This window comes from Enterococcus sp. PF1-24 (assembly GCF_029893325.1).
Classification (GTDB): domain Bacteria; phylum Bacillota; class Bacilli; order Lactobacillales; family Enterococcaceae; genus HY326.
In genome coordinates this window covers 21,071-42,098 of record NZ_JARXWL010000026.1, presented here as the reverse complement: position 1 = coordinate 42,098, position 21,028 = coordinate 21,071, and the positions used below count along the sequence as shown (strand labels likewise).

Sequence of the window (21,028 nt, the reverse complement as noted above, 5' to 3'; positions counted from 1 at the left end):
GCGTCTCAAGCACAGGTAATAATATAACAAGTATAATGGGAGATTGCAAGTTGTTTTTGTGATTTTTCTGAAGTTTTTTTGATTGGTGAACTCTTTACTTATTGACTAGTAATAACGTTCGTAATTTATGGTTATTTTCTGTTAAAATCACTACAAATGTTTGATCATCTTTCGCAGTAAAATACCTATTCATTTCCTTATTAATAAAAGCAGCTAGTTTCAACTTAAAATGCAAATTGAAACTAGCTGCTTTATTTTATTCCGCAACAATTGGAATGAAGATTCTAAAAATCGTGCCTTGGCCTAAAGAACTTTCTACTGAAATTCGGCCTTTGTAATTTTCTACTAGTTGTTTAGCGATTGATAAGCCTAAACCGTTACCGCCTTTATTACGTGCCCGGGCTTTATCCACGCGATAAAATCGGTTGAAAACTTTTTGCACTTCTTCTTCGGCAATCCCTTCACCAAAATCTTGAATCGCAATTTCAAATTGATTATGAGATTTAGAAATTGAAATATGAACTTCTTTGCGTTTGGTTGAATATTTCACCGCATTATCTAAAATGATAATAATCAACTGTTCAAAATGGTTCCGGTAAATTTGCACTTGTTCTTCTTTAGGTAAATCATCATCAATCGTGAAAACAAATTCTGGATAGAGAATTTTAAAATTGTTAAAGACTTGATAAATGACTTCTTTACCGTTAGAAATTTCATTTTTGTACATAATCTCTGATTGTTCTGCTCTGGAAAGATCAAGCATTTCTTGAACAAGGCTTTTCATACGACTAATTTCTTGCAAACTAGCTAAAATTGATTCATCCAAAATTTCCGGATCGTCTTTCCCCCAGCGATTAAGCATATTTAGATGCCCTTCGATTACTGCCACTGGTGTTCGTAATTCGTGAGAGACGTCCTCAACGAAATGCTCTTGGCTTTCAATGTAAAGTCGCATCCGATCCAACATTTCATTAAAAATTTCTGCCAAATCAGCCAGTTCATCATTACTGCTGATTTTCGGCACATGAACGGTTGATTGCGGATTTTTGCGAATAACTTCCATAGTATCCCGTAAAACTTTTAATGGTTTCAAGAAGTAGCTGGATAAAATAAAACCTAAGCCGCTTGATAATACTAATGAAACAATTTCTAAAATAATCAAAGTTGATAGCAAACGATTGCGAATTTCGTAAAAATTATTCAGTTTATAAAAAACTTGGCCGTAACCTAATAATTCTTTAGTTTTACTGGAATATAAGGGCTTTGACATTAAAAAGCCAGCTTCATCATTAATCGTTGTTATCTCAGCAGCGGTTTCTTCTCGTGAAGATAAAGCTAAGTTTTGGTCTTCTGTTTTGAAAATCGTTTGACCGTAAACATCATAGACGTATAAACTTGATAAGCGCTGTCCTAATTCAGCAATCAGCGGATCAATTTCATAGAGATTTTCATTGTCGCCATAATCGTTAGCTTTAATCGGATCAGCAATTAAATAATTGACAATATTGCCCGCATCAAAGGCTTCTTCAGCCACCGCTAAACGCAACTCTGTATCCCGCATCATTTGTTGGGCGTTACTTTTTTCTCTAGCTACAATTAAATTGACGGTGCTCTTATAAGTAATCACAGCGAAAATGGTAAATACCACAAATATAAAGAAAGAACTCGCAAAGGCCCACTTCAGTGTTAAAGAAGGCCCTTTAAGTTCTCGTTGTTGCTTGACTTTTTTTCTCATGAACGCATCACGTAACCAGTTCCGCGAACCGTTTGAATGTAACTTTCTTCGCCAGGAACATCAATTTTGTTACGTAAATAACGCACGTAAACATCGACTACGTTGGTTTCCACTTCAATTTCATAGCCCCAAACTTTATTTAACAAGACATCTCTTGCTAAAACAGAATTGATGCTTTCCATTAAAGTTAAAAGTAATTCGTATTCCCGTTTGGTTAATTCAATCACTTCATCGCCGCGACGCACTACCCGGTTTTCTTTTTCAATTGTTAAATCACGGAAAGTCAGGGTTGTTTGCTTAGTGATATTTTTGTCGCCTTCAATATCAATTCGACGTAATAACGCCCGCAAACGTGCCAATAACTCTTCAATCGCAAAAGGTTTTACGATATAATCATCTGCGCCGTGATCTAAACCAGAAACGCGGTCAATTACTGAATCTCTCGCAGTCATCATAATAATTGGGGTATTTTTAGTTTGACGAATGCGTCGACAAACTTCTAAACCGTTCAATTCTGGCAACATTAAATCAAGTAAAATCGCATCCCATTCGCCATTCAAAGCCGCCTCTAAACCAGTTCGACCATTGTAATGAACATCTGTATGATAGCCTTCATGTTTTAATTCCAACTCAACAAACCGCGCTAAATTTTTTTCATCTTCAATGATTAGAATACTACTCATCTAAATTTCCTTTCTGTTCGTTTAACAAAAACATTTTATTTTTAACCCGAAACAAAACTGAAAAGCAATTAGCCAAAACTAACTCCTCTTCAGTTTGTCAGTAATCTAACCTTTATTTGTCTTCATTATACCAAGCATAATGATAAATGCCTTCTTTATCTGTTCTTTGATAAGTGTGGGCACCAAAATAATCTCTTTGGGCTTGGATAATATTAGCAGGTAAGCGTTCTGCTCGATAAGAATCGTAGTAAGCAATTGCTGAAGAGAAAGTTGGCACAGGTACGCCAGCTTGAACAGCCATCGCCACAACATCACGAACAGATTGCTGATATTTTTTAGTAATTTCAATGAAGTACTCATCTAACAACAAGTTTTCCAAATCATTATTTTTATCGTAAGCATCAGTAATTTTTTGTAAAAATTGAGCGCGAATAATACAGCCTGCTCGCCAAATTTTTGCAATTTCACCAAAAGGTAAATCCCATTGGTATTCTTTAGAAGCTGATCTCAATTGAGCAAAGCCTTGAGCATAACTCATGATTTTGCTAAAGTATAATGCTTCACGGATTTTTTCAACCATAGCAGCTTTGTCACCAGTAAAAGCAACGGCTTCAGGTTTTGGTAAAATTTTGCTAGCATTTACTCGTTCTTCTTTGTAAGCCGAAATGTAACGTGCGAAAACTGATTCGGTAATTAATGGTAGCGGCACACCTAAATCTAAGGCGCTTTGGCTAGTCCATTTACCTGTGCCTTTATTGCCCGCTGCATCTAAGATGACATCAACGATTGGTTGACCAGTGCCTTGATCATCTTTACGAGTTAAAATATCAGCGGTAATTTCCACTAAATAGCTATCTAATTCCCCTTGATTCCATTGGTTAAAGATTTCAGCCATTTCATCAACAGATAAACCTAAGATATTTTTCATTAAATCATATGATTCTGCAATTAATTGCATATCGCCATATTCAATACCGTTATGAACCATTTTTACATAGTGACCTGCACCATTTGGGCCAATGTAAGTAACACAAGGTGTTCCATCTTCTGTTTTAGCAGAAATTTCTTCTAAAATTGGTGCTACAAGTTCGTAAGCTTCTCTTTGTCCGCCAGGCATGATTGATGGGCCTTTTAGAGCGCCCTCTTCTCCACCAGAAACACCCGTACCGATAAAGTTAATGCCTGAGTTTGCTAACTCTTCATTACGACGAATAGTATCTTGGAAGAAAGTATTCCCGCCATCAATTAAAATATCGCCTTTATCTAAATGCGGCAACAAAGATTGAATGGTTGCATCAGTACCTGCACCTGCTTGAACCATTAGTAAAATACGGCGCGGTTTTTCAATTGATTGTACAAATTCTTCAATTGTATACGCTGCTTTAAAATTCCTATCAGGGTGTTCAGCAATTACTTCTTCCGTTTTCGCTGCAGTTCGATTATAAATTGCTACAGAGTAGCCACGGCTTTCAATGTTTAAAGCTAGGTTTTTACCCATTACGGCCATGCCGACGACTCCAATTTGCTGTTTTGTCATTTACTCTACATCCTCCTATTTACAACAGTCTGCCTTATTTAGAAATCATTAGTAAGGTTAGACCAGTGAGAGAAAACTCTCTAATCTCTCTCATTATATCCTAAGAATGTCAGAATGAAAACAAAATAGTCGCGGAAATCCACTGAATTACCGAAAAAATCCTCTCACACAAGAAAAAGCGTTTTCTTTCGATTCCATAGGAAAACCCCGAGTCTCCATGGTTAGACTCGGGGTTTTCAAACATTTTCTATAAAAATGTTTTTATGCTTCTTTAGCCATAACATCTTTGCCGTCGTAATGACCACAGCTTGGACAAACGTGGTGGCTTTTTTTCATTTCGCCACAGTTTGAACATTCATTCAAACCTTTGATAGTTAATTTGTAATGTGTGCGACGTTTTGCTTTTTTAGCTTTTGAAGTTCTTCTAGCTGGTACTGCCATTGTCAAATGCACCTCCTTGTAAAAACCTACATTATAAAAATGCGGATATATTCCAATCTTAGCTATTATTCTGAATCCTCTTCCGGAGAAAATAATTCGGATAATTTCGCAAGACGCGGATCAATCGTATCGGCTGCCTGTTCTTTTTGCTGATGATAATCTGCTTCAGATAAAACTTGCCAACCGCTCCCTTTCGGTAAATCAGTGGCGGTTTCTTCTTCGGCGGTGAAGATTTGCACCGGGATTGCTAATAAAATATTATCAGCTACCGAAATATCCAAATCAATCGTATCCGCTTCTAAAAGAATAATATCTTCTTCAGGAATTAAATCATTTCGTTGACGATACTGTTCCGTAGTCATAAAGACTTCATCGACAGTTAACTGCAACGGATATTCAACAGGTGTTAAAGAACGACTTGATGGTAAAGTTAATGTTGTTGAAATTGTGTAGTGAACAATATATTCACCTTTACTCACAGTTACTAAGCCATCAACGACAACAGGTTGAACGTCTAGAATAGTTGCATCACGATTCATTAGATTTTCTTTCAAATCAATTGTTTCAGCAAAAGTAAGGGGTTCTTCTTGAAACTTCCTTAACTCTAATAAAGACCATTTCATTTTTTCATCACCTCTAAGCAACAAAAGTTATTATACAGGGGGAAGAAATCTTTGTCAATGAAATTTTCTTGACAGCTTTCATAAAATTGCTAATAATCCCCTTACAAAAAACAAGTTTCTTCTATTTAATAAAGCTAAATTTTCATTTCTTTTTAACAAGCTATTTTTGTTATTCTTTATCCCAATCAATAAAAATGACTGGCTTGATTAAATCAGCCGGTTTTTCGTCCATCATTTTAAAGGCATCTTCAATCGCGGCAAAGCCATAAAAGCGATGCGTAACTAATTTGGTAGTATCAATCCGCCCATATTTAATCATGTTTAACATTCTTTCAATTCTGCGTGCTCCACCAGGACAGAAACCACCACGAATATCTTTATTTGCCAACCCCAAGCCCCATAAATAAGCCGGCATCGCCAAAGTTTCCGTCACATCAAAAAAATTGACATTGGAGATGACGCCACACTCCCGCGTCAATGCGATGGCTTGGGTGAAAGTTTCTTGATTGCCACCAGCAATAATTGTTTTATCAGCACCGCCACCAGTCATAGCGACAATTTGTTCAACAATATCCCCTTCTTTATAGCTTACGATATCGGTGGCACCATATTCTTTTGCGATTTTCACACAATTAGGCCGAGTACCTACGGCGATAATTCGGGCTGCCCCTTTTAATTTCGCCCCAGCGACAGCCATTAAGCCCACTGGCCCAATTCCGATGACAACTACAGTATCGCCAAATTCAACTTCCGCCAGTTCGATGCCATGAAAACCAGTTGACATCATATCCACCGTCATCAAGGCCGCTTCCATTGAAACGCCCTCTGGTAAAAGCACTAAGTTGGCATCCGCATTATTTACATGGAAAAACTCAGCCATAGTGCCGTCTTTTTGCGCTAAAAATTTGAAACTGCCCATTAACCCGCTGTCGTGAGCGTTAGAGCGAGGATTTTGCACGCCTTTTTCTTCCCAGTTAGGCGTTACACAAGGAACAACTACAATATCTCCCACTTTAAATTTGCTGACTAATGCGCCAACTTCCATCACTTCACCAATTGCTTCATGCCCTAGAATTGTATCGACTTTTTCACCTGAACCACCATGCAACGTGTGGGTGTCAGAAGAACAAGGCGCCAACGCTAGCGGTCGTAAAATTGCATCCATTGGTCCGGCTGTCGGTTTTACCTTTTCTAACCAGCTCGCTTCATTCACTGATTTCATTCCATAGCCTTTCATCAATAAAAACCTCCTAATATATTAATTTAAACTATAATTTAAAACGCTTACTTGCCAACTCAATCTTAGTTAAAGTTGCTGCAAAAGTCAAAAGTTTTAAAAATATTTCCCGCCATTTTCCCTGATGAAACTTTATAAAAATAGCAACGATTAAACTTGCAACTTATGCTAAAATGAAAATAAAAACTGAAGGAAGTTATTTGTTATGAAAATTTTATCTTTTGAAGGTGTTTCGCTCCAACGCGAGCAGAAAACGTTATTGAAAAATATCAATTGGGAGATTGAAGCAAATGAACACTGGGGAATTTTAGGTTTAAACGGTGCGGGAAAAACTTTATTACTACAATTAATTACTGGGAGTTATTGGCCTTCTGCCGGCCGTTTAGAAGTGTTGGGAGAAGTTTTTGGTAGAACTTCCATTCCTGAATTACAAAAGCGCATCGGTTGGGTCAGCACCGCTTTGCAATATCGGATTCGTCCTTCTGAACTATCCGAAATGATTGTTTTATCAGGGAAATTTGCCAGCATCGGCATTTATCAAAAATATACGCCACAGGAATTGGCACAAGCCAAAGAATTATTGGTGAATTTTCAAGCTGAAGATTTAATTGGCAAACCTTATCAGTTGCTTTCACAAGGGGAACGGCAAATCGTTTTAATCGCACGGGCTTTAATGGCCAAGCCAGAAATGTTGATTTTAGATGAACCTTGTAACGGTTTAGATTTATTTGCTAGAGAACAGCTATTAACTACCATTGAAAAATTAGCCAAAGATAAAAATGCTCCGACTTTACTTTTCGTCACCCATCATACAGAAGAATTGCTACCGATTTTTGATAAATTATTAATGATTAAAGACGGCAGCGTTTTTGCCCAAGGAAATCGAGCAGAACTTTTTACAAAAGAAAAATTGGCGGCTTTTTACGAAAAGCCAATTACTTTTTACCCGATTAATCAACAACGTTTAATGGTTTTACCAGCTGAATAACCGCAAAAAAAGGCTTGCTCCAATTGAGCAAGCCTTTCACTTTTAAAGATAGTGTTTAGATGGCTGTTGTTTCACCACGGTATACAATACCACGACGAGGGTCAACAGTTAATAATTCACCATTTTCAATTGTTGTTCTAGCAGATTTAGCGCCCACAACAACTGGTAAGTTTTTCGCAATGCCGACAACCGCAGCATGAGAAGTTAAACCACCATCTTCAACGATTAAAGCAGCAGCTTTTTCGATTGCTGGCATATATTCTTTATCAGTTGTAGGTACAACTAAAATCATGCCGTCTTTCGCGTTAGCAATTGCTTCTTCAGCGCTGTTAGCTACAACTGCATGACCGACAACCGCTTTTTCACCAACACCTTGAGCTTCTAATAATTTAGAACCTACCATTTGAATTTTCATTACGTTAGTTGTACCGCGTTCACCAACTGGTACACCGGCAGTGATTAAAATCAAGTCGCCTTCTTTAGCGAAACCTAATTCAACTGCTTTTTGTGTTGCTAATTCAAACATTTCATCAGTTGTTGTTGGTTTTTCAGCAACCGTTGGGAAAACACCCCAGTTTAACATCAAACCACGTTTTGTACGATCGTCAAAAGTTACGGCTAAAATATCAGCATCTGGACGATATTTTGAAATCATTTTAGCTGTGTAGCCTGATTCAGTCGCAGCAACGATTGTTTTAACACCTAAGTTTTTAGCAGCCCGGGCTACAGATAAACCAATTGTTTCAGTTACGTCAGCTTTGTTGAATTGATTGATTTGGTAAGTGCCCATTTCAGACAATGCTTCTTCAGCTTCCATATCAATACGAGCCATTGTAGCTACAGATGCTACTGGGTAATCACCATTTGCTGATTCCCCTGATAACATTGTTGCATCAGTTCCGTCAAATACGGCATTGGCAACGTCAGAAGCTTCCGCACGTGTTGGACGAGGATTTTTTTGCATAGATTCTAACATTTGTGTTGCAGTAATTACGCTCTTACCAGCTAAATTACATTTTTTGATAATACGTTTTTGTGCTAATGGTACTAATTCAGCAGGGATTTCTACCCCCATGTCACCACGAGCCACCATGATACCGTCAGAAACTTTGATAATTTCATCAATGTTTTCGATACCTTCTTGTGATTCAATTTTAGAAATAATTTGAACGTGAGTCATTTCTGTTTCTTCTAAGATTTCACGGATTTCTAAAACGTCTTGCGCTTTACGAACAAAGCTGGCAGCAATAAAGTCAATATCATTTGCTAAACCAAAACGAATATCATCAGCATCTTTTTCAGTAATACCAGGTAAGCTAATAGAAACGCCTGGTGCGTTAACACCTTTACGAGAGCCTAAAACACCAGCATTTTGAACTTCAGTTACTAATTCGCGAGTCGCTGCATCTTTTTCAATGATTTTCATATCGATTAAGCCATCATCGAATAACACATGACCACCGATTTTTACATCATCATATAAACCTGGGTAAGTTACCCCAATTTTTTCTTGACTACCAACATGGTTTTCATCCATTGAAATACGTACGATATCACCGATTGAAAATTCGATTTTACCAGATTCAGTACCTTGAACAGTTGTCCGGATTTCAGCACCTTTAGTATCTAGTAAGATAGCAACACCTTTACCAGTTTGTCTTTCTGCTTCACGAACCATATTCATACGGCCTAATTGTTCTTCGTGATCTCCATGAGAGAAGTTAAAACGGAAAACATTGGCACCAGATTCAATTAACTGGGCAATAATTTCGACTGAATTACTTGCTGGACCTAACGTACTGACGATTTTAGTTTTTTTCATTACAAATAAACGCTCCTATTCAAATTTTGTCTATTCTTAGCTATAAAGCTTAACTAACGAGATTAAAAAGATAATGATTGATTTAATTCATGTAGAGATAAATCAGGTTTATGGCGATTGTTTTCAAGCGTAGCAACAATATCTGCTGCGACAACTTTATTTTCTAACATGCCGATACATAAGCCGCCTTTACCTTCCATTAATAATTCAACAGCATAGCTACCGAATTTGCTGGCTAAAACGCGGTCGCGAGCAGTTGGTGAACCACCACGAACAACGTGTCCTAAAATAGATACGCGGGTATGGAAATCACCATATTTAGATAATTCTTCAGCGAATTCATTACCACCCATCACACCTTCAGCTAAAACGATTAGGCAATGTTTTTTGCCACGTTCACGGCCGTTTTGGATGCGTTTAGCAACTTCAGCCATATCAAAAGTGTGTTCTGGAATAATAATTTCATCTGCACCACCGGCAACACCAGACCATAAAGCGATATCACCAGCATCGCGACCCATTACTTCAATGACAAAAGTCCGTACATGAGAAGTTGCAGTATCACGAATTCTATCTAATGACTCTAAAACAGTATTAATCGCTGTATCAAAACCAATTGTAAAATCAGTTCCAGGAATATCATTATCAATTGTTCCGGGAACGCCGATTGCTGGATATCCACGTTTAGTTAACGCCATTGCGCCATGGTAAGAACCATCGCCACCAATTACGACTAACCCTTCGATTCCAAATTTTTTCAGTTGTTCAATCCCTTTTAATTGCCCTTCTTCTGTGGCAAATTCAGGGTAACGAGCAGAATAAAGGAACGTTCCACCACGTTGAATTTTATCGCCGACATCAGCAACATCTAAGCGATGAATATCGCCAGCCACTAAACCTGCATAACCATAATTAATTCCGTATACTTCTATTCCTTCATGAATCGCTTTGCGTACTACCGCACGAATCGCAGCATTCATCCCTGGAGCGTCGCCGCCACTTGTTAAAATACCAATCCGTTTCATTATTATTTTCACCTCATTAATATACTTACCTGAAATTCAGGATTTTTCACTTAAAATTTACCATGAGTCCTATTTTACCACCATTGCCAAAAAAAGTCTTGGTCAGAATGCCCAAAAATGAAAATATCATAGAAATAATTCTTGAAAACATCATTTTTTTTCAAAGACGACGTTTTCATCTCCTAAAATTTGTTTTAATTGCTGTTGCAACTGCTGACTATCGGTTACCCAATACTCCTCAGCCAATTGAACCTTGCGGCGATCTTTTTCAAATAAAACAATAATCGGAATAGGTCCAGGAGAATCTTTCATGATTTGTAAAATATTTTGTAAAACTTCCGGTTGCTCTTGCTCAGTTACCACCTTTAAATAGCAAATTTGATCGGTTAACTGGGATTCCAACAAACTAGCGTCAGCAACTTGTTCGGCTAACAGCTGCAATTCCTGATTATAATTGCTTTCTTCAATTTTACCTTCAACATAGCAAACACTATTTAACTGAATCGAGCCACGAACTTGTCGATATAATTTAGGGAATATCGTCACGGAAATTTCACCACTGCTATCAGAACCTTTTAAAAAGGCCATCTGTTCGCCTTTTTTCGTACGAATTTCGCGAATGTCTTTAATATATAGCAGTAACTTAGTTTTTTCCCCTTTTAAAAGATCTGCTACGGTTGCCACTTGTTTGGTGCGGCGCAGTTTAGGATAACTTTCGCTAGGATGCCCTGATAAATAAACCCCTAAATACTGTTCTTCCAGTGCCAAACGTTCCTCTAAAGCATAATCAGCCATCTCTTCACTTTTTAAAGTCATAATATCCAGCAAATCCATACTGCCACCACTGTATAAGACATTTTGAATTTTGCCATCTAAATCCAGCATTAACTGGCGACGATTAGGCGTTAACTCATCAAAAACACCAATCGCAATTAATGGTTCAATATTTTCCCTTTTCAACCAACGATTGTGAATACGAATCAGAAATTGATCAAAAGAACGATAAGGCCCTTCTGCTTGGCGTTCATCAATAATTTCTTTAATGAAATCACGGCGAATGCCTTTTAATGAACTGAAACCAAACAGCAATTGATCTTTGCCAACAATTTTAAAACTATAACTACTGCGATTAATTGCTGGCGGTAGAATGGTGATTTTATTTTTGCGTGCTTCGCTGACATATTCTTTAATTTTCGTAGGATTATGCCGTACCGAATGTAAAACCGCCGTATAAAATGGCGCTGGGAAATGCACTTTCAAATAGGCCATTTGAAAACCGACAAAAGAATAAGCGAAAGCGTGGGAACGGTTGAAACCATAGTTCGCAAAGCGGTCAATATAGTCGTAAACCTCATTGGCACGCTTTTCAGAGTGACCATTAGTTAAAGCCCCCGCTACAAACAGCTTACGTTGTTCATCTAACACTGACTTTTTCTTTTTACTCATAGCTCTTCGTAAAATATCGGCTTGCCCATAACTAAAGCCCGCCATCTGCGAAGCCACTTGCATAACTTGCTCTTGATAAACAATTACTCCATATGTATTGGCTAAAATTCCTTGTAAACTATCATCAGGATAACGAATCGCTTCTAAGCCTTTTTTTCTACGAATAAAAGTATCAATATTTTGCATCGGACCCGGACGATAAAGGGCGTTCACGGCCGCAATATCTTCAATATTATTTGGCTCTAAGCGCCGTAAAACATTACGAATCCCAGCTGATTCAAATTGAAAGACACCACTGGTTTCTCCTCGCTGGAAAAGTTGTAAGGTCGCTGGATCATCTAGCGGAATTTTTTTGAAATCAAAGCTTTGTTGATAGACTTTTTTTATGCCTTGTAGCGTATTATCAATAATTGATAAATTACGCAAACCTAAAAAGTCCATTTTTAACAAGCCGACAGCTTCCACGTCGTTCATGGTAAACTGCGTTAATAAAATATCATCAGAGCCCGCTTGCAAAGGAATAAAATTCAACAAATCCTGATCGCTAATCACTACCCCAGCGGCATGAGTGGAAACATGTCGGGGCAAACCTTCCAATTGTAAAGCCGTTTGAAACAATAAGCGATATTTTTCCGATTGCTCCGTTAGCTGTTTTAATTGATTAGATTCAGTAACCGCTTCGGCTAAGGTAATCTTCAAACGATTAGGAATCGCTTTAGACCAGAGGTTTGCTTCACTTTGTGAGAGTCCGAAAACTCGCGCAACATCTCGTAAAACCATTTTGGCTGCCATTGTACCAAAAGTTGCGATTTGCGCCATATGGTATTTACCATATTTCTCTTGCACATATTTTAAAATGACCTCCCGCTTGTTATCAGGAATGTCGATATCAATATCGGGCATTGTATAACGTTCTGGATTTAAAAAACGTTCAAATAACAAACCATACTGCAAAGGGTCCACGTCAGTAATTGATAAAACGTAAGCCACTAAAGAACCGGCAGCTGAGCCTCGCCCCGCCCCAGTGACAATTTGATTTTGGTGAGCGTAATCTAACACATCCCAAACAATCAGAAAATAATCGTCAAAGCCCATTTTATGAATAATTTCCAATTCATAATTCAAGCGTTGTTGATATTCTTCTGTTAGATTTTCAACCCGTTGTGGCAAACAGCTTTGGCACAGACGTTGTAAATATGCTCCTGAGCTTTCTTCTGTTGGCACAGGATAATGAGGTAACAACTGTTGATTTAAAGGCAGTTCAAATTGACAATTAGCCACTAGCGCTTCTGCATTTTTTAAAGCCGTGACTTGCTGTTGCTTAAATAAATCTGCAATAATTGCTTCATTACGCAAATAATTTTCTCCACGAAGTTCTCCCAGACTATTTAAATCTTCTTCGAAAACTGTGCCATCTTGAATATGACGTAATACCCGCAAGCTGAAATCTTCTTCCGCCTCTAAATAACTAACATTTTGCAAAGCTAAAAGGGGCAGCTGATTTTCTTGTAAAAAATGCAACCAAGGAGCCGCGCTTTTTTCAAAATGAGATAGACTCAAACCGATAAAAAAGGAATTTTCTTCAAATAAAGCTGCTAACGTGCGATATTCAGCTAAAACTTCCGCTGCGTCAGTCGTTGCAAATCTATGCTGCAATTGATTTTCTTCAGGTAAAACGCCATATAAATGGTTCAGTTGATTTGCTTGTTCCAATAAAAACAACGGCTCTTTGTGAGTCATATTATAGGAAGACAACTGAATTAAATTGCGGTAGCCGATTTCATCTTTGGCATATAATAAAATAGTAAGCGGTTCGGCAAAATCTTCAACTTGATAATCAAGCTGTAAGCCAATGACTGGTTGGATTTGATTTTTTTTGCAAGCCTGATAAAATTCTAAAACACCAGAAAGGACATTTCGGTCAGTAATCCCCAGACTCTGATAACCTCGCGTTTTAGCCGTTTCAACAAATTGCGGAATCCGCAAGGTACTTTGCAAAAGGGTATAATTAGTAGTTGTATATAATTGCGGAAATGCCATTTTGCTTCCTTTCTAGCTACAAGAGCATTAATTTTTATAATATCTATAATACTGAAATTTATTTTTTTAAAATTTTATGAAAACTTTTTGTAAATCTTTTTCATTTTTTGCTGATTTGTGCTAAACTAAGTTAGAAAAATGATAGTAAGCAAGCTATTGGCTTTACTATTGGAAAAGAGGTGTAGACTAATGCGTTATCTTACAACAATCTTTTGGGCCTTATTGTTAGGACAAATCGTTGGCTATTTAGGCGGTGCTTTAACTTCCAGTACTTACACCCCTGCTACGACAGCTGTTGTTTCTTTAATTTTAGGCATCGTCGTGATTTTAATTGGCGAAGTCGCTAAACCTAGTTCGAAAAAAACTTCATCTAAGCACCTTTAAATATAAAGCAAAATGACTTTTCTTTCAATGAAAAGCAGTTAAATTAAAGAGACTGAGGAAAATTAATTTCCGACAGTCTCTTTTTTTCTTAATAATCCTCTAAAATTGAAGAGTGATAATAATATATTGCAAAGCACACAGCCACTAGTTACTAAAAAGACAGCAGGATAACCCATTTGATGAGCGACTGTCGAACCGACTAAAGGCCCTAAAACTTGCCCAAAATTACTAAACATTTGATTATAGCTATAAATCCGACTAACTCCCTCAGTTGGCGTCAACTGACCAATTAAATTATTAATAGACGGCATCAGCGCGCCAGTTGAAAAACCTAAAAGAAAACGCAAAACGCCTAATTGAAAAGGTGTTTTTACAAAAGTCATCGGCAAATAACAGAAAAACGCCATCACTAAACCCGCTAAAAGAATCTTATGACTCCCAAAACGATCCCCTAATTCCCCTAACAAAGGGGAAGAAAAAACAGCCGAAATCCCTGCCACCGAAACAATCAGACCACTGACAAATAAAATATTATTAGTCGCTCCTTGCAAACTACGAATATATAAAGTTAAAATCGGGCTGATACTGGTAATGCCTAGTTGTAAAATTAAAGTAGTTACAAATAAACCGATTAAAACGGGTAGCTGTTCAATTTTGCCAAAAAGTTCTTTAACCGAAAGTAATTCATGCTTTTCAACCGGTTGAAAATCTTCTTTCACCAAAACAATCGTTAAAATTGTGGTAATAAATAAAACCACCCCAGTAATAATAAAAACATTCTCTATACCAAAAGTTTCTGCTAAAGCGCCACCTAATAAAGGTCCGATTAAAGAACCCGCCAGCGAACCGGTTGATAAAGTTCCTAAGGCCCAACCGCTTTTTTCCCTTGGTGCTTGCGAAGCAATCATCGCAGTCGCATTAGGGATATAGCCAGAGAGAATCCCTGTGAAAAAGCGCATAATCAACAGCCAATAAACATTAGGGACAAAAGCTAACGAGCCCATCGTAATCGTCATCCCCGCAGCTGCTCGGATCATCATCATTTTACGACCTTTGCGATCAGCTAAACTCCCCCAAACTGGTGAAATAAGTGCCGCCGCTAAAGCCGTAACCGAAATCGCCAAACCTGAAAATAATTCCACCTGCTCCTTAGGGGTTCCCAATTGTTCAATATAAACAGGAATAAAAGGCATCACCAAACTAAAACTACTTCCTGTAAAAAAACAGCCTACCCACGAAATCCATAAATTCTTACGCCAATTTACCTTCAAAATTTTTTCAGCCCTTTCCAGACTACACTTCACCTTTTTCCTAATCCCTTTTTATTTCATTATTAATAGTTTAAAACGTTTAAGGGATGCTGACAAGATTTTTTCATAAAAAAATAAAAAACTTCTCCATCAATAGCTTCAGCCAGTGATAGAGAAGTTAACTATTTTTATTATAAAATCGCTAAAATGACAAAGTTTAAAATAAACAGACCGTCAACCACCCAAAGAATCGGTGAAATTTCCTTCGCTTTACCTTTAGCAATTTTGACAATCGCAAAGAAGATAAAACCGGCTGCAATTCCGTATGAAATGCTATAACACAAGCCCATAAAGATTGAAGCAAAGAAAGCTGGAATCGCTTCTTCTAAATCCGCCCAGTCAATGTCTTTGAAAGAAGCCATCATCATCACGCCGACCATCACTAAAACAGGCGCTGTTGCTTGGTTAGGAACAATTGCAATTAGTGGTGAAAACAAACTACTTAAAGCAAATAAACCTGCTACAACCACAGAAGTTAACCCTGTTCGACCACCAGCACCAATTCCGGCTGCTGATTCAACATACGTTGTCGTGTTAGAAGTTCCGAAAATCGCCCCTACAGAAGTTGCGATAGCATCCGCAAACAAAGCTTTATCCATTTTTGTTGAAAAACCTTTGCTGTTATCCAAAGCATCTTCATCTTCTTTAGAGAAAATACCTGTACGACGACCTGTGCCGATGAAAGTTCCGATTGTATCAAAAGTATCTGATAAACTAAATGCAATAATCGTCATTAATACTTGTGGGATTTTAGAAGAATCACTAAATAAAGAAACCATCCCTTCAGGCCCAAAAGCTGCACCAAAAGTTGTACCTAATTCTTTAAATGAGCTACCAATTGAATTATCCACCCAATTAATCGCGCTTAAATCAACTACACCCATTAAAATCCCAATCACAGTTGTGCCGATAATAGAAATTAAAATCCCACCACGAACATTTAAAACAACTAAGGTTGCTGTTAAAGCCATGCCGATTACCGCCAATAAAATCGGTGCATTGTCAAAGTTAGCTAACGCCGGCACAATGCCGCCATTCATATTAACACTAACAATTTCTTCACCAACAATTGTTGAACTGGTAATTGCTGAAGAATCTGCACTAAAAGCTAATAAACCTGCATTTTTCAAACCAACATAAGCCACGAAAATCCCAATTCCGCCACCAATTGCATGTTGTAAACTATCAGGAATCGCATGAATAATTATTTTACGAATTTTTGTAACAGTAATTAAAATATTAATCATGCCACAAATGAAAACCATCGCTAAAGCTTGTTGCCAAGTGTAACCTAAACCAAATACAACTGTAAAGGTAAAGAAAGCATTTAAGCCCATCCCTGGTGCTAAGGCATAAGGAACATTAGCAAATAGCCCCATCACTAAAGTACCGATAACAGAAGCAATAATAGTTGCTAAGAAGACTGCCTGAAATGGCATACCTGCTTGTGATAAAATGCTAGGGTTTACAAATAAAATATAACTCATTGCAAAAAATGTCGTTAACCCTGCCATAAATTCTGTTGAAACTGTTGTGTTGTTCTCTTTCAAATGAAAGAACTTCTCCATGATGCTTTTTTCCTCCTCATACACCATTTCCCTGAAACTTTAGCTAGTGAAAATGGTCTCCTTTTGTCTAATCACAGGCTTTTAAGCCATTTTTTAATAAAGTGAAAATAAAAGAATAAATGCAATTAGTTATTTTCCACCTCACAAACATAAATTATAAGAAAAGAACAGACAAAACACAACCATTAAACAAACAAAAACTATATTTAATTAGTCAATGTTCGTGTTTTTTTGATAGGTATTTCTCACCTTACAAAAATAGGCAGAAATACATTTGTCTAAAAATGCATTTCTGCCCATTCGGCCATTATTTATTTTTTTGCTTTGTACTCATTAAATATTTCTTCTTAACCGCAAACGTTTGGCTATTTTTTCAATCAGAAAAAGAGCTGGTAGTTGTGACGTAAGTTCAATAGTTTTATCGTGGTTATCACTTGTTTTGTAAATTGTTTCACGGTTAATCGTATAAGGAATATTTAAATCCGACATCCGACTAATAGTGGAACTATCACTGTTAGTAATTGAAATGATTGAACATTTTTTAGTGTTTAAACGCTTAATATAATGAATAATTTCTTTGGTTTCACCAGTTACTGATAATGCAATCACACAAGTGTTGGCAAGCACATCGTCAGGAAACCATTCAATTGGATAGTTAGAAGGATCTTCAATGCGCAACGCTGTTTGTGATAAATTAGTAAAATAAAGTGTTCCATAACCTGCAATCATCTCAGATGACCCAGACCCTAAAAATAAGACCAAGCCTTTATCAGTTAAAATATCTACTGCTTTTTCAATTTTATCCCTTAAAAAAGGTTCGTTGATTCGTTCAAGAAAATGAATGTATTGCGTTTCATCAACATCAGCAACTTGCGCTTTTTGAAGAGAATCTGCATATAATTGCAATTTTACTTTAAATTCAGAAAAGCCATTACATTCAAATTTATGACAGAAGCGTTGGATACTAGCGGTGCTAGTATGAGTTCCTTCCGCCAAATCTCTAATGCGCATAAAAGAAACTGTCTTTAAATTATTCGCAACATAATGATAAATTTCATACTCTAGTGGATTTAATTCAGGAATATAATCTAAAAAAAGCATAGCGAGCCTCCCCAGTCACAAGCTGTGACAATTTTGTCAAAAATATCAATCTAACGACACAATTAACAACCTCTTGTAAGCGTATAACATTGTGAAATTGATGATGCTATACTCCATTATAGAGGGCGGCTGATAAATCTGCAACACTATTACTATTTTGTCAGTCGAGTGATACCTGTAGTAAAAAAGAAGACTATAAAATGAAAGAAAAGGAGGAAATATATGAACATTCAATTTCCAAAAGATTTCTTCTGGGGAGCAGCTAGTAGCGCAACACAAGCCGAAGGAAGACAAAAAAATGATGGCAAAGGAGAAAATATCTGGGATTATTCATCAAAAGAATATAACTTTCGTTTTTTTGACGGTGTTACAACAGAAAACACGTCATATTTTTATCAAGATTACCAAGAAGATATTCAACGAATGAAGGCCATCGGTTTTAATTCTTTTCGAACCTCAATCTCTTGGTCAAGGCTTTTTCCAAACGGAACTGGAGAAATTAATCAAAAAGGGGTAGATTTTTACAGCAATATGATTAATGAACTACTCTCACAAGGGATAGAACCATTTATCAACCTTTATCATTTTGATATGCCTATGAAACTTCAAGAAATCGGTGGTTTTGAAAATCGCGAAGTTATTCAAGCCTATGTTCATTATGCTAAAACTTGCTTTGAACTGTTTGGTGATCGCGTAAAACATTGGTTTACTTTCAACGAACCGATGATTCCCGCAGAAGCTGGCTATCTCCATGATCGCCACTATCCCTATGTAGTGGATTTTAAAAGAGCTGCAACAGTCCTTCATCACATTGTCTTAGCTCATTGTGAAGCCGTGGCTGTTTATCGAAAAATGAACCTTTCAGGGAAAATAGGCATTATTATGGATGTCATTCCCGTTTATCCACGCAGCCAAAATCCAGCTGACCTTTACGCAGCAGAAATGGCCGATCTTTTTTATACTAAAAGCATCAATGATGCCATCTTAAAAGGTAGCTATCCAACCAAATTAAAAGAAGTTTTAAAAAAATATGAACAACTTCCTGAAATAAAAGAAGGCGATACTGCACTTATTGCGGCGACTAAAATTGATCTTTTAGGTATCAATTACTACCGACCAAGAAGAGTTAAAGCAAAAGAGTGTGCGCCAAATCTCGAAGGTGTCTTTTCACCTGAATGGTTCTTTGATAACTATGAAATGCCTGGTCGAAGAATGAATACCTCTCGCGGAATTGAAATTTATCCAAAAGGGATTTATGATATTGCCAAAAAAATTCAGACAGAATACAACAACATTGATTGGTTCGTTTCTGAAAACGGCATTGGCATTCAAGATGAAGAACGTTTTATCAAAGACGGTGTGGTTCAAGACGACTACCGCATTGATTTCTTAAAAGAACATCTAAGCTATTTAAATATGGCTATGGTTGAAGGAGCAAATTGTTTAGGTTATCATATGTGGACTTTTGTAGATTGTTGGTCATGGAGTAACGCTTATAAAAATCGTTATGGATTCTACCGCTTAGATGTTGATACCGGAGAAAAAACTCGTAAAAAATCTGGTACTTGGTTTAAAAAATTAACGCAACAAAATGGCTTTGATTAAGCAACAAAATTTTCACTGCTGAATATCAGTCCTCTAGCTTAAACTCATTAAAAAATACCTCATTAAAATAAGCTATATTGATTTCGTGATAAAAACGTAATAACTTGTACCAAATTCAGCTAACTATTCTTAACAATAAACAAAAGGAGTTGTTTTCAATGATAAAAGTATTTGATAATTTGGCTATAAAATTATTACCAATCGCTAATGCGATTGGCAATCAACGACATCTTCAAGCAATCAGAAATGGTTTAATTTCAATTTTACCTTTAACAATTGTGGGTTCGTTCTTTACTATCTTGTTAAATTTACCAATTGACGGCTATTCAGAAATGATCGCCCCCTATATTCAAGCTTTAGATGTACCCTTTCGCTTCACAGTTGGCTTAATGTCTTTATATGCTTCTTTTACAATTGGCGCATTTTTAGGAAATGGTTATAAACTGGATAAAATCACTAGTGGATTTTTATCAATGTTAGCTACTTTATTGATGGTTGTGCCGATCAACTTGCAAGAAGGCGTTGATACTTTTGGCAATACTGTAGCAGCTGGCCGCTATATTCCAATTACACCATTAGGCTCACAAGGACTTTTTGGCGCAATTGTTGCAGCACTTATTTCTGTTGAAATTTATCGCTTTACTAAAGAAAAAAATCTTCAAATTAAAATGCCTGCTGGGGTTCCACCTGTTGTTGGCGAATCCTTTGCAGCACTGCTACCTACACTAATTGTTATTATGTTATTCTGGATTCCCAGACATTTCTTCAATTTTAATTTAAATGAATTATTGAGTTTAGCAATTTCACCATTGAAAGGATTCCTAACTGGTAATAATTTATTTGGAGGAATTATCACGCAATTTATGATTTGTTTATTCTGGGCTTTAGGGATTCATGGGCATGCTGTGTTGGGTCCAGTAATTCGTCCGTTTTGGGATCAAGCAATCATTGAAAATGCTGAACTATTCCAAAATGGTATGAGTGCTTTTGACTTACCAAATCTCTTTACCGAACAATTTTATCAATGGTATGCGCAAATGGGCGGTACCGGAGCAACTTTAGCGTTAGTTGTTTTATTCCTATTTTCACGTTCAAAATATTTAAAACAATTAGGTCGCTTATCCATTCTTCCAGGTATTTTTAATATTAATGAACCAATTATTTTTGGTGCACCAATTGTCATGAACCCTATATTAGCGATTCCATTTATTTTAGTACCAATCGTTAATACCATTATTATTTATATCGTAACAATTCTTGGTTGGATGCCGAGAATGATGGTTAAACCACCGTTTTCTATTCCGGCGCCACTTGGTGCATTGATTACTTCTAATTGGAATTGGTTCGCTTGTGTCATGGTCTTCGTCTGCTTTGCTGTTTCCTTATTAATTTATTATCCATTCTTTAAAGCTTTTGAAAAAATGCAAATTGAACAAGAATTACAAGATGAAACAGCTGAAGCTAACTAAACAATTGATTGAAA

At 36.9% G+C, this 21,028-nt stretch carries 16 protein-coding genes; 4 read left to right on the top strand and 12 right to left on the bottom strand.

The genetic code is table 11. The features are described 5' to 3' along the window. Positions 1-256: 256 nt before the first annotated feature. The 6 genes from M2139_RS11240 to M2139_RS11215 all read right to left on the bottom strand — a co-directional run bounded on the left by M2139_RS11240 (position 257) and on the right by M2139_RS11215 (position 6,256). Positions 257-1,735 (bottom strand): HAMP domain-containing histidine kinase, encoded by a 1,479-nt coding sequence (locus M2139_RS11240; RefSeq protein WP_280738947.1) that lies wholly within the window; start codon positions 1,733-1,735, stop codon positions 257-259. After that, positions 1,732-2,418, bottom strand: coding sequence for a response regulator transcription factor (locus M2139_RS11235; protein WP_280738946.1), 687 nt, complete (start codon positions 2,416-2,418; stop codon positions 1,732-1,734). The genes M2139_RS11240 and M2139_RS11235 overlap by 4 nt, the downstream gene beginning before the upstream one ends. A 112-nt stretch (positions 2,419-2,530) precedes the next feature. After that, on the bottom strand, positions 2,531-3,955 hold the full coding sequence (gndA, locus tag M2139_RS11230; protein WP_280738944.1) for an NADP-dependent phosphogluconate dehydrogenase: 1,425 nt from the start codon (positions 3,953-3,955) through the stop codon (positions 2,531-2,533). Between the two features lie 261 nt (positions 3,956-4,216). Then, entirely contained in the window at positions 4,217-4,396 is a 180-nt protein-coding gene (gene rpmF, locus M2139_RS11225) for a 50S ribosomal protein L32 (protein WP_280738943.1), read from the bottom strand. A gap of 65 nt (positions 4,397-4,461) precedes the next feature. Continuing rightward, complete coding sequence (locus M2139_RS11220; protein ID WP_280738941.1) at positions 4,462-5,019, bottom strand: YceD family protein; 558 nt, start codon at positions 5,017-5,019, stop codon at positions 4,462-4,464. A 169-nt stretch (positions 5,020-5,188) separates the two neighbouring features. Continuing rightward, complete coding sequence (locus M2139_RS11215) at positions 5,189-6,256, bottom strand: zinc-binding dehydrogenase (RefSeq protein WP_280738939.1); 1,068 nt, start codon at positions 6,254-6,256, stop codon at positions 5,189-5,191. 205 nt (positions 6,257-6,461) lie between these two features. Here M2139_RS11215 and M2139_RS11210 point away from each other — a divergent pair, with 205 nt between their 5' ends. Further along, the gene (locus M2139_RS11210; RefSeq protein WP_280738938.1) at positions 6,462-7,244 is read left to right on the top strand and encodes an ABC transporter ATP-binding protein; all 783 of its coding nucleotides are present in this window, start codon (positions 6,462-6,464) and stop codon (positions 7,242-7,244) included. Between the two features lie 55 nt (positions 7,245-7,299). Here the strand turns inward: M2139_RS11210 and pyk are convergent, their stop codons facing one another. The 3 genes from pyk to dnaE form a co-directional block, all read right to left on the bottom strand. Beyond that, the gene (gene pyk, locus M2139_RS11205; RefSeq protein WP_280738937.1) at positions 7,300-9,066 is read right to left on the bottom strand and encodes a pyruvate kinase; all 1,767 of its coding nucleotides are present in this window, start codon (positions 9,064-9,066) and stop codon (positions 7,300-7,302) included. A 62-nt stretch (positions 9,067-9,128) separates the two neighbouring features. Next, a complete protein-coding gene (gene pfkA / locus M2139_RS11200) occupies positions 9,129-10,091 on the bottom strand; it encodes a 6-phosphofructokinase (RefSeq protein WP_280738936.1) in 963 nt (320 codons plus the stop codon). A gap of 150 nt (positions 10,092-10,241) precedes the next feature. After that, a complete protein-coding gene (dnaE, locus tag M2139_RS11195; protein ID WP_280738935.1) occupies positions 10,242-13,577 on the bottom strand; it encodes a DNA polymerase III subunit alpha in 3,336 nt (1,111 codons plus the stop codon). Positions 13,578-13,766: 189 nt separating this feature from the next. Here dnaE and M2139_RS11190 point away from each other — a divergent pair, with 189 nt between their 5' ends. Then, complete coding sequence (locus M2139_RS11190; protein ID WP_280738934.1) at positions 13,767-13,961, top strand: YjzD family protein; 195 nt, start codon at positions 13,767-13,769, stop codon at positions 13,959-13,961. 62 nt (positions 13,962-14,023) lie between these two features. On the opposite strand, the gene M2139_RS11185 is transcribed toward M2139_RS11190, so the two are convergent. The 3 genes from M2139_RS11185 to M2139_RS11175 all read right to left on the bottom strand — a co-directional run bounded on the left by M2139_RS11185 (position 14,024) and on the right by M2139_RS11175 (position 17,940). Beyond that, complete coding sequence (locus tag M2139_RS11185; RefSeq protein WP_280738933.1) at positions 14,024-15,232, bottom strand: multidrug efflux MFS transporter; 1,209 nt, start codon at positions 15,230-15,232, stop codon at positions 14,024-14,026. A gap of 170 nt (positions 15,233-15,402) precedes the next feature. Next, a complete protein-coding gene (locus M2139_RS11180; RefSeq protein WP_280738932.1) occupies positions 15,403-16,839 on the bottom strand; it encodes an NCS2 family permease in 1,437 nt (478 codons plus the stop codon). A gap of 333 nt (positions 16,840-17,172) precedes the next feature. Further along, complete coding sequence (locus M2139_RS11175; protein ID WP_280738931.1) at positions 17,173-17,940, bottom strand: MurR/RpiR family transcriptional regulator; 768 nt, start codon at positions 17,938-17,940, stop codon at positions 17,173-17,175. A gap of 222 nt (positions 17,941-18,162) precedes the next feature. On the opposite strand from M2139_RS11175, the gene M2139_RS11170 reads away from it, so the two are divergent. Then, positions 18,163-19,545, top strand: coding sequence for a glycoside hydrolase family 1 protein (locus tag M2139_RS11170; RefSeq protein ID WP_280738930.1), 1,383 nt, complete (start codon positions 18,163-18,165; stop codon positions 19,543-19,545). A 161-nt stretch (positions 19,546-19,706) separates the two neighbouring features. Further along, on the top strand, positions 19,707-21,014 hold the full coding sequence (locus tag M2139_RS11165; RefSeq protein WP_280738951.1) for a PTS transporter subunit EIIC: 1,308 nt from the start codon (positions 19,707-19,709) through the stop codon (positions 21,012-21,014). The last annotated feature ends 14 nt before the right edge of the window (positions 21,015-21,028 follow it).

Bases quoted from the DNA above. Each gene is read 5' to 3' on its own strand.
- M2139_RS11240 (WP_280738947.1), bottom strand. From the start codon at position 1,735: ATGAGAAAAAAAGTCAAGCAACAACGAGAACTTAAAGGGCCTTCTTTA.
- M2139_RS11235 (WP_280738946.1), bottom strand. From the start codon at position 2,418: ATGAGTAGTATTCTAATCATTGAAGATGAAAAAAATTTAGCGCGGTTT.
- gndA (WP_280738944.1), bottom strand. From the start codon at position 3,955: ATGACAAAACAGCAAATTGGAGTCGTCGGCATGGCCGTAATGGGTAAA.
- rpmF (WP_280738943.1), bottom strand. From the start codon at position 4,396: ATGGCAGTACCAGCTAGAAGAACTTCAAAAGCTAAAAAAGCAAAACGT.
- M2139_RS11220 (WP_280738941.1), bottom strand. From the start codon at position 5,019: ATGAAATGGTCTTTATTAGAGTTAAGGAAGTTTCAAGAAGAACCCCTT.
- M2139_RS11215 (WP_280738939.1), bottom strand. From the start codon at position 6,256: ATGAAAGGCTATGGAATGAAATCAGTGAATGAAGCGAGCTGGTTAGAA.
- M2139_RS11210 (WP_280738938.1), top strand. From the start codon at position 6,462: ATGAAAATTTTATCTTTTGAAGGTGTTTCGCTCCAACGCGAGCAGAAA.
- pyk (WP_280738937.1), bottom strand. From the start codon at position 9,066: ATGAAAAAAACTAAAATCGTCAGTACGTTAGGTCCAGCAAGTAATTCA.
- pfkA (WP_280738936.1), bottom strand. From the start codon at position 10,091: ATGAAACGGATTGGTATTTTAACAAGTGGCGGCGACGCTCCAGGGATG.
- dnaE (WP_280738935.1), bottom strand. From the start codon at position 13,577: ATGGCATTTCCGCAATTATATACAACTACTAATTATACCCTTTTGCAA.
- M2139_RS11190 (WP_280738934.1), top strand. From the start codon at position 13,767: ATGCGTTATCTTACAACAATCTTTTGGGCCTTATTGTTAGGACAAATC.
- M2139_RS11180 (WP_280738932.1), bottom strand. From the start codon at position 16,839: ATGGAGAAGTTCTTTCATTTGAAAGAGAACAACACAACAGTTTCAACA.
- M2139_RS11175 (WP_280738931.1), bottom strand. From the start codon at position 17,940: ATGCTTTTTTTAGATTATATTCCTGAATTAAATCCACTAGAGTATGAA.
- M2139_RS11170 (WP_280738930.1), top strand. From the start codon at position 18,163: ATGAACATTCAATTTCCAAAAGATTTCTTCTGGGGAGCAGCTAGTAGC.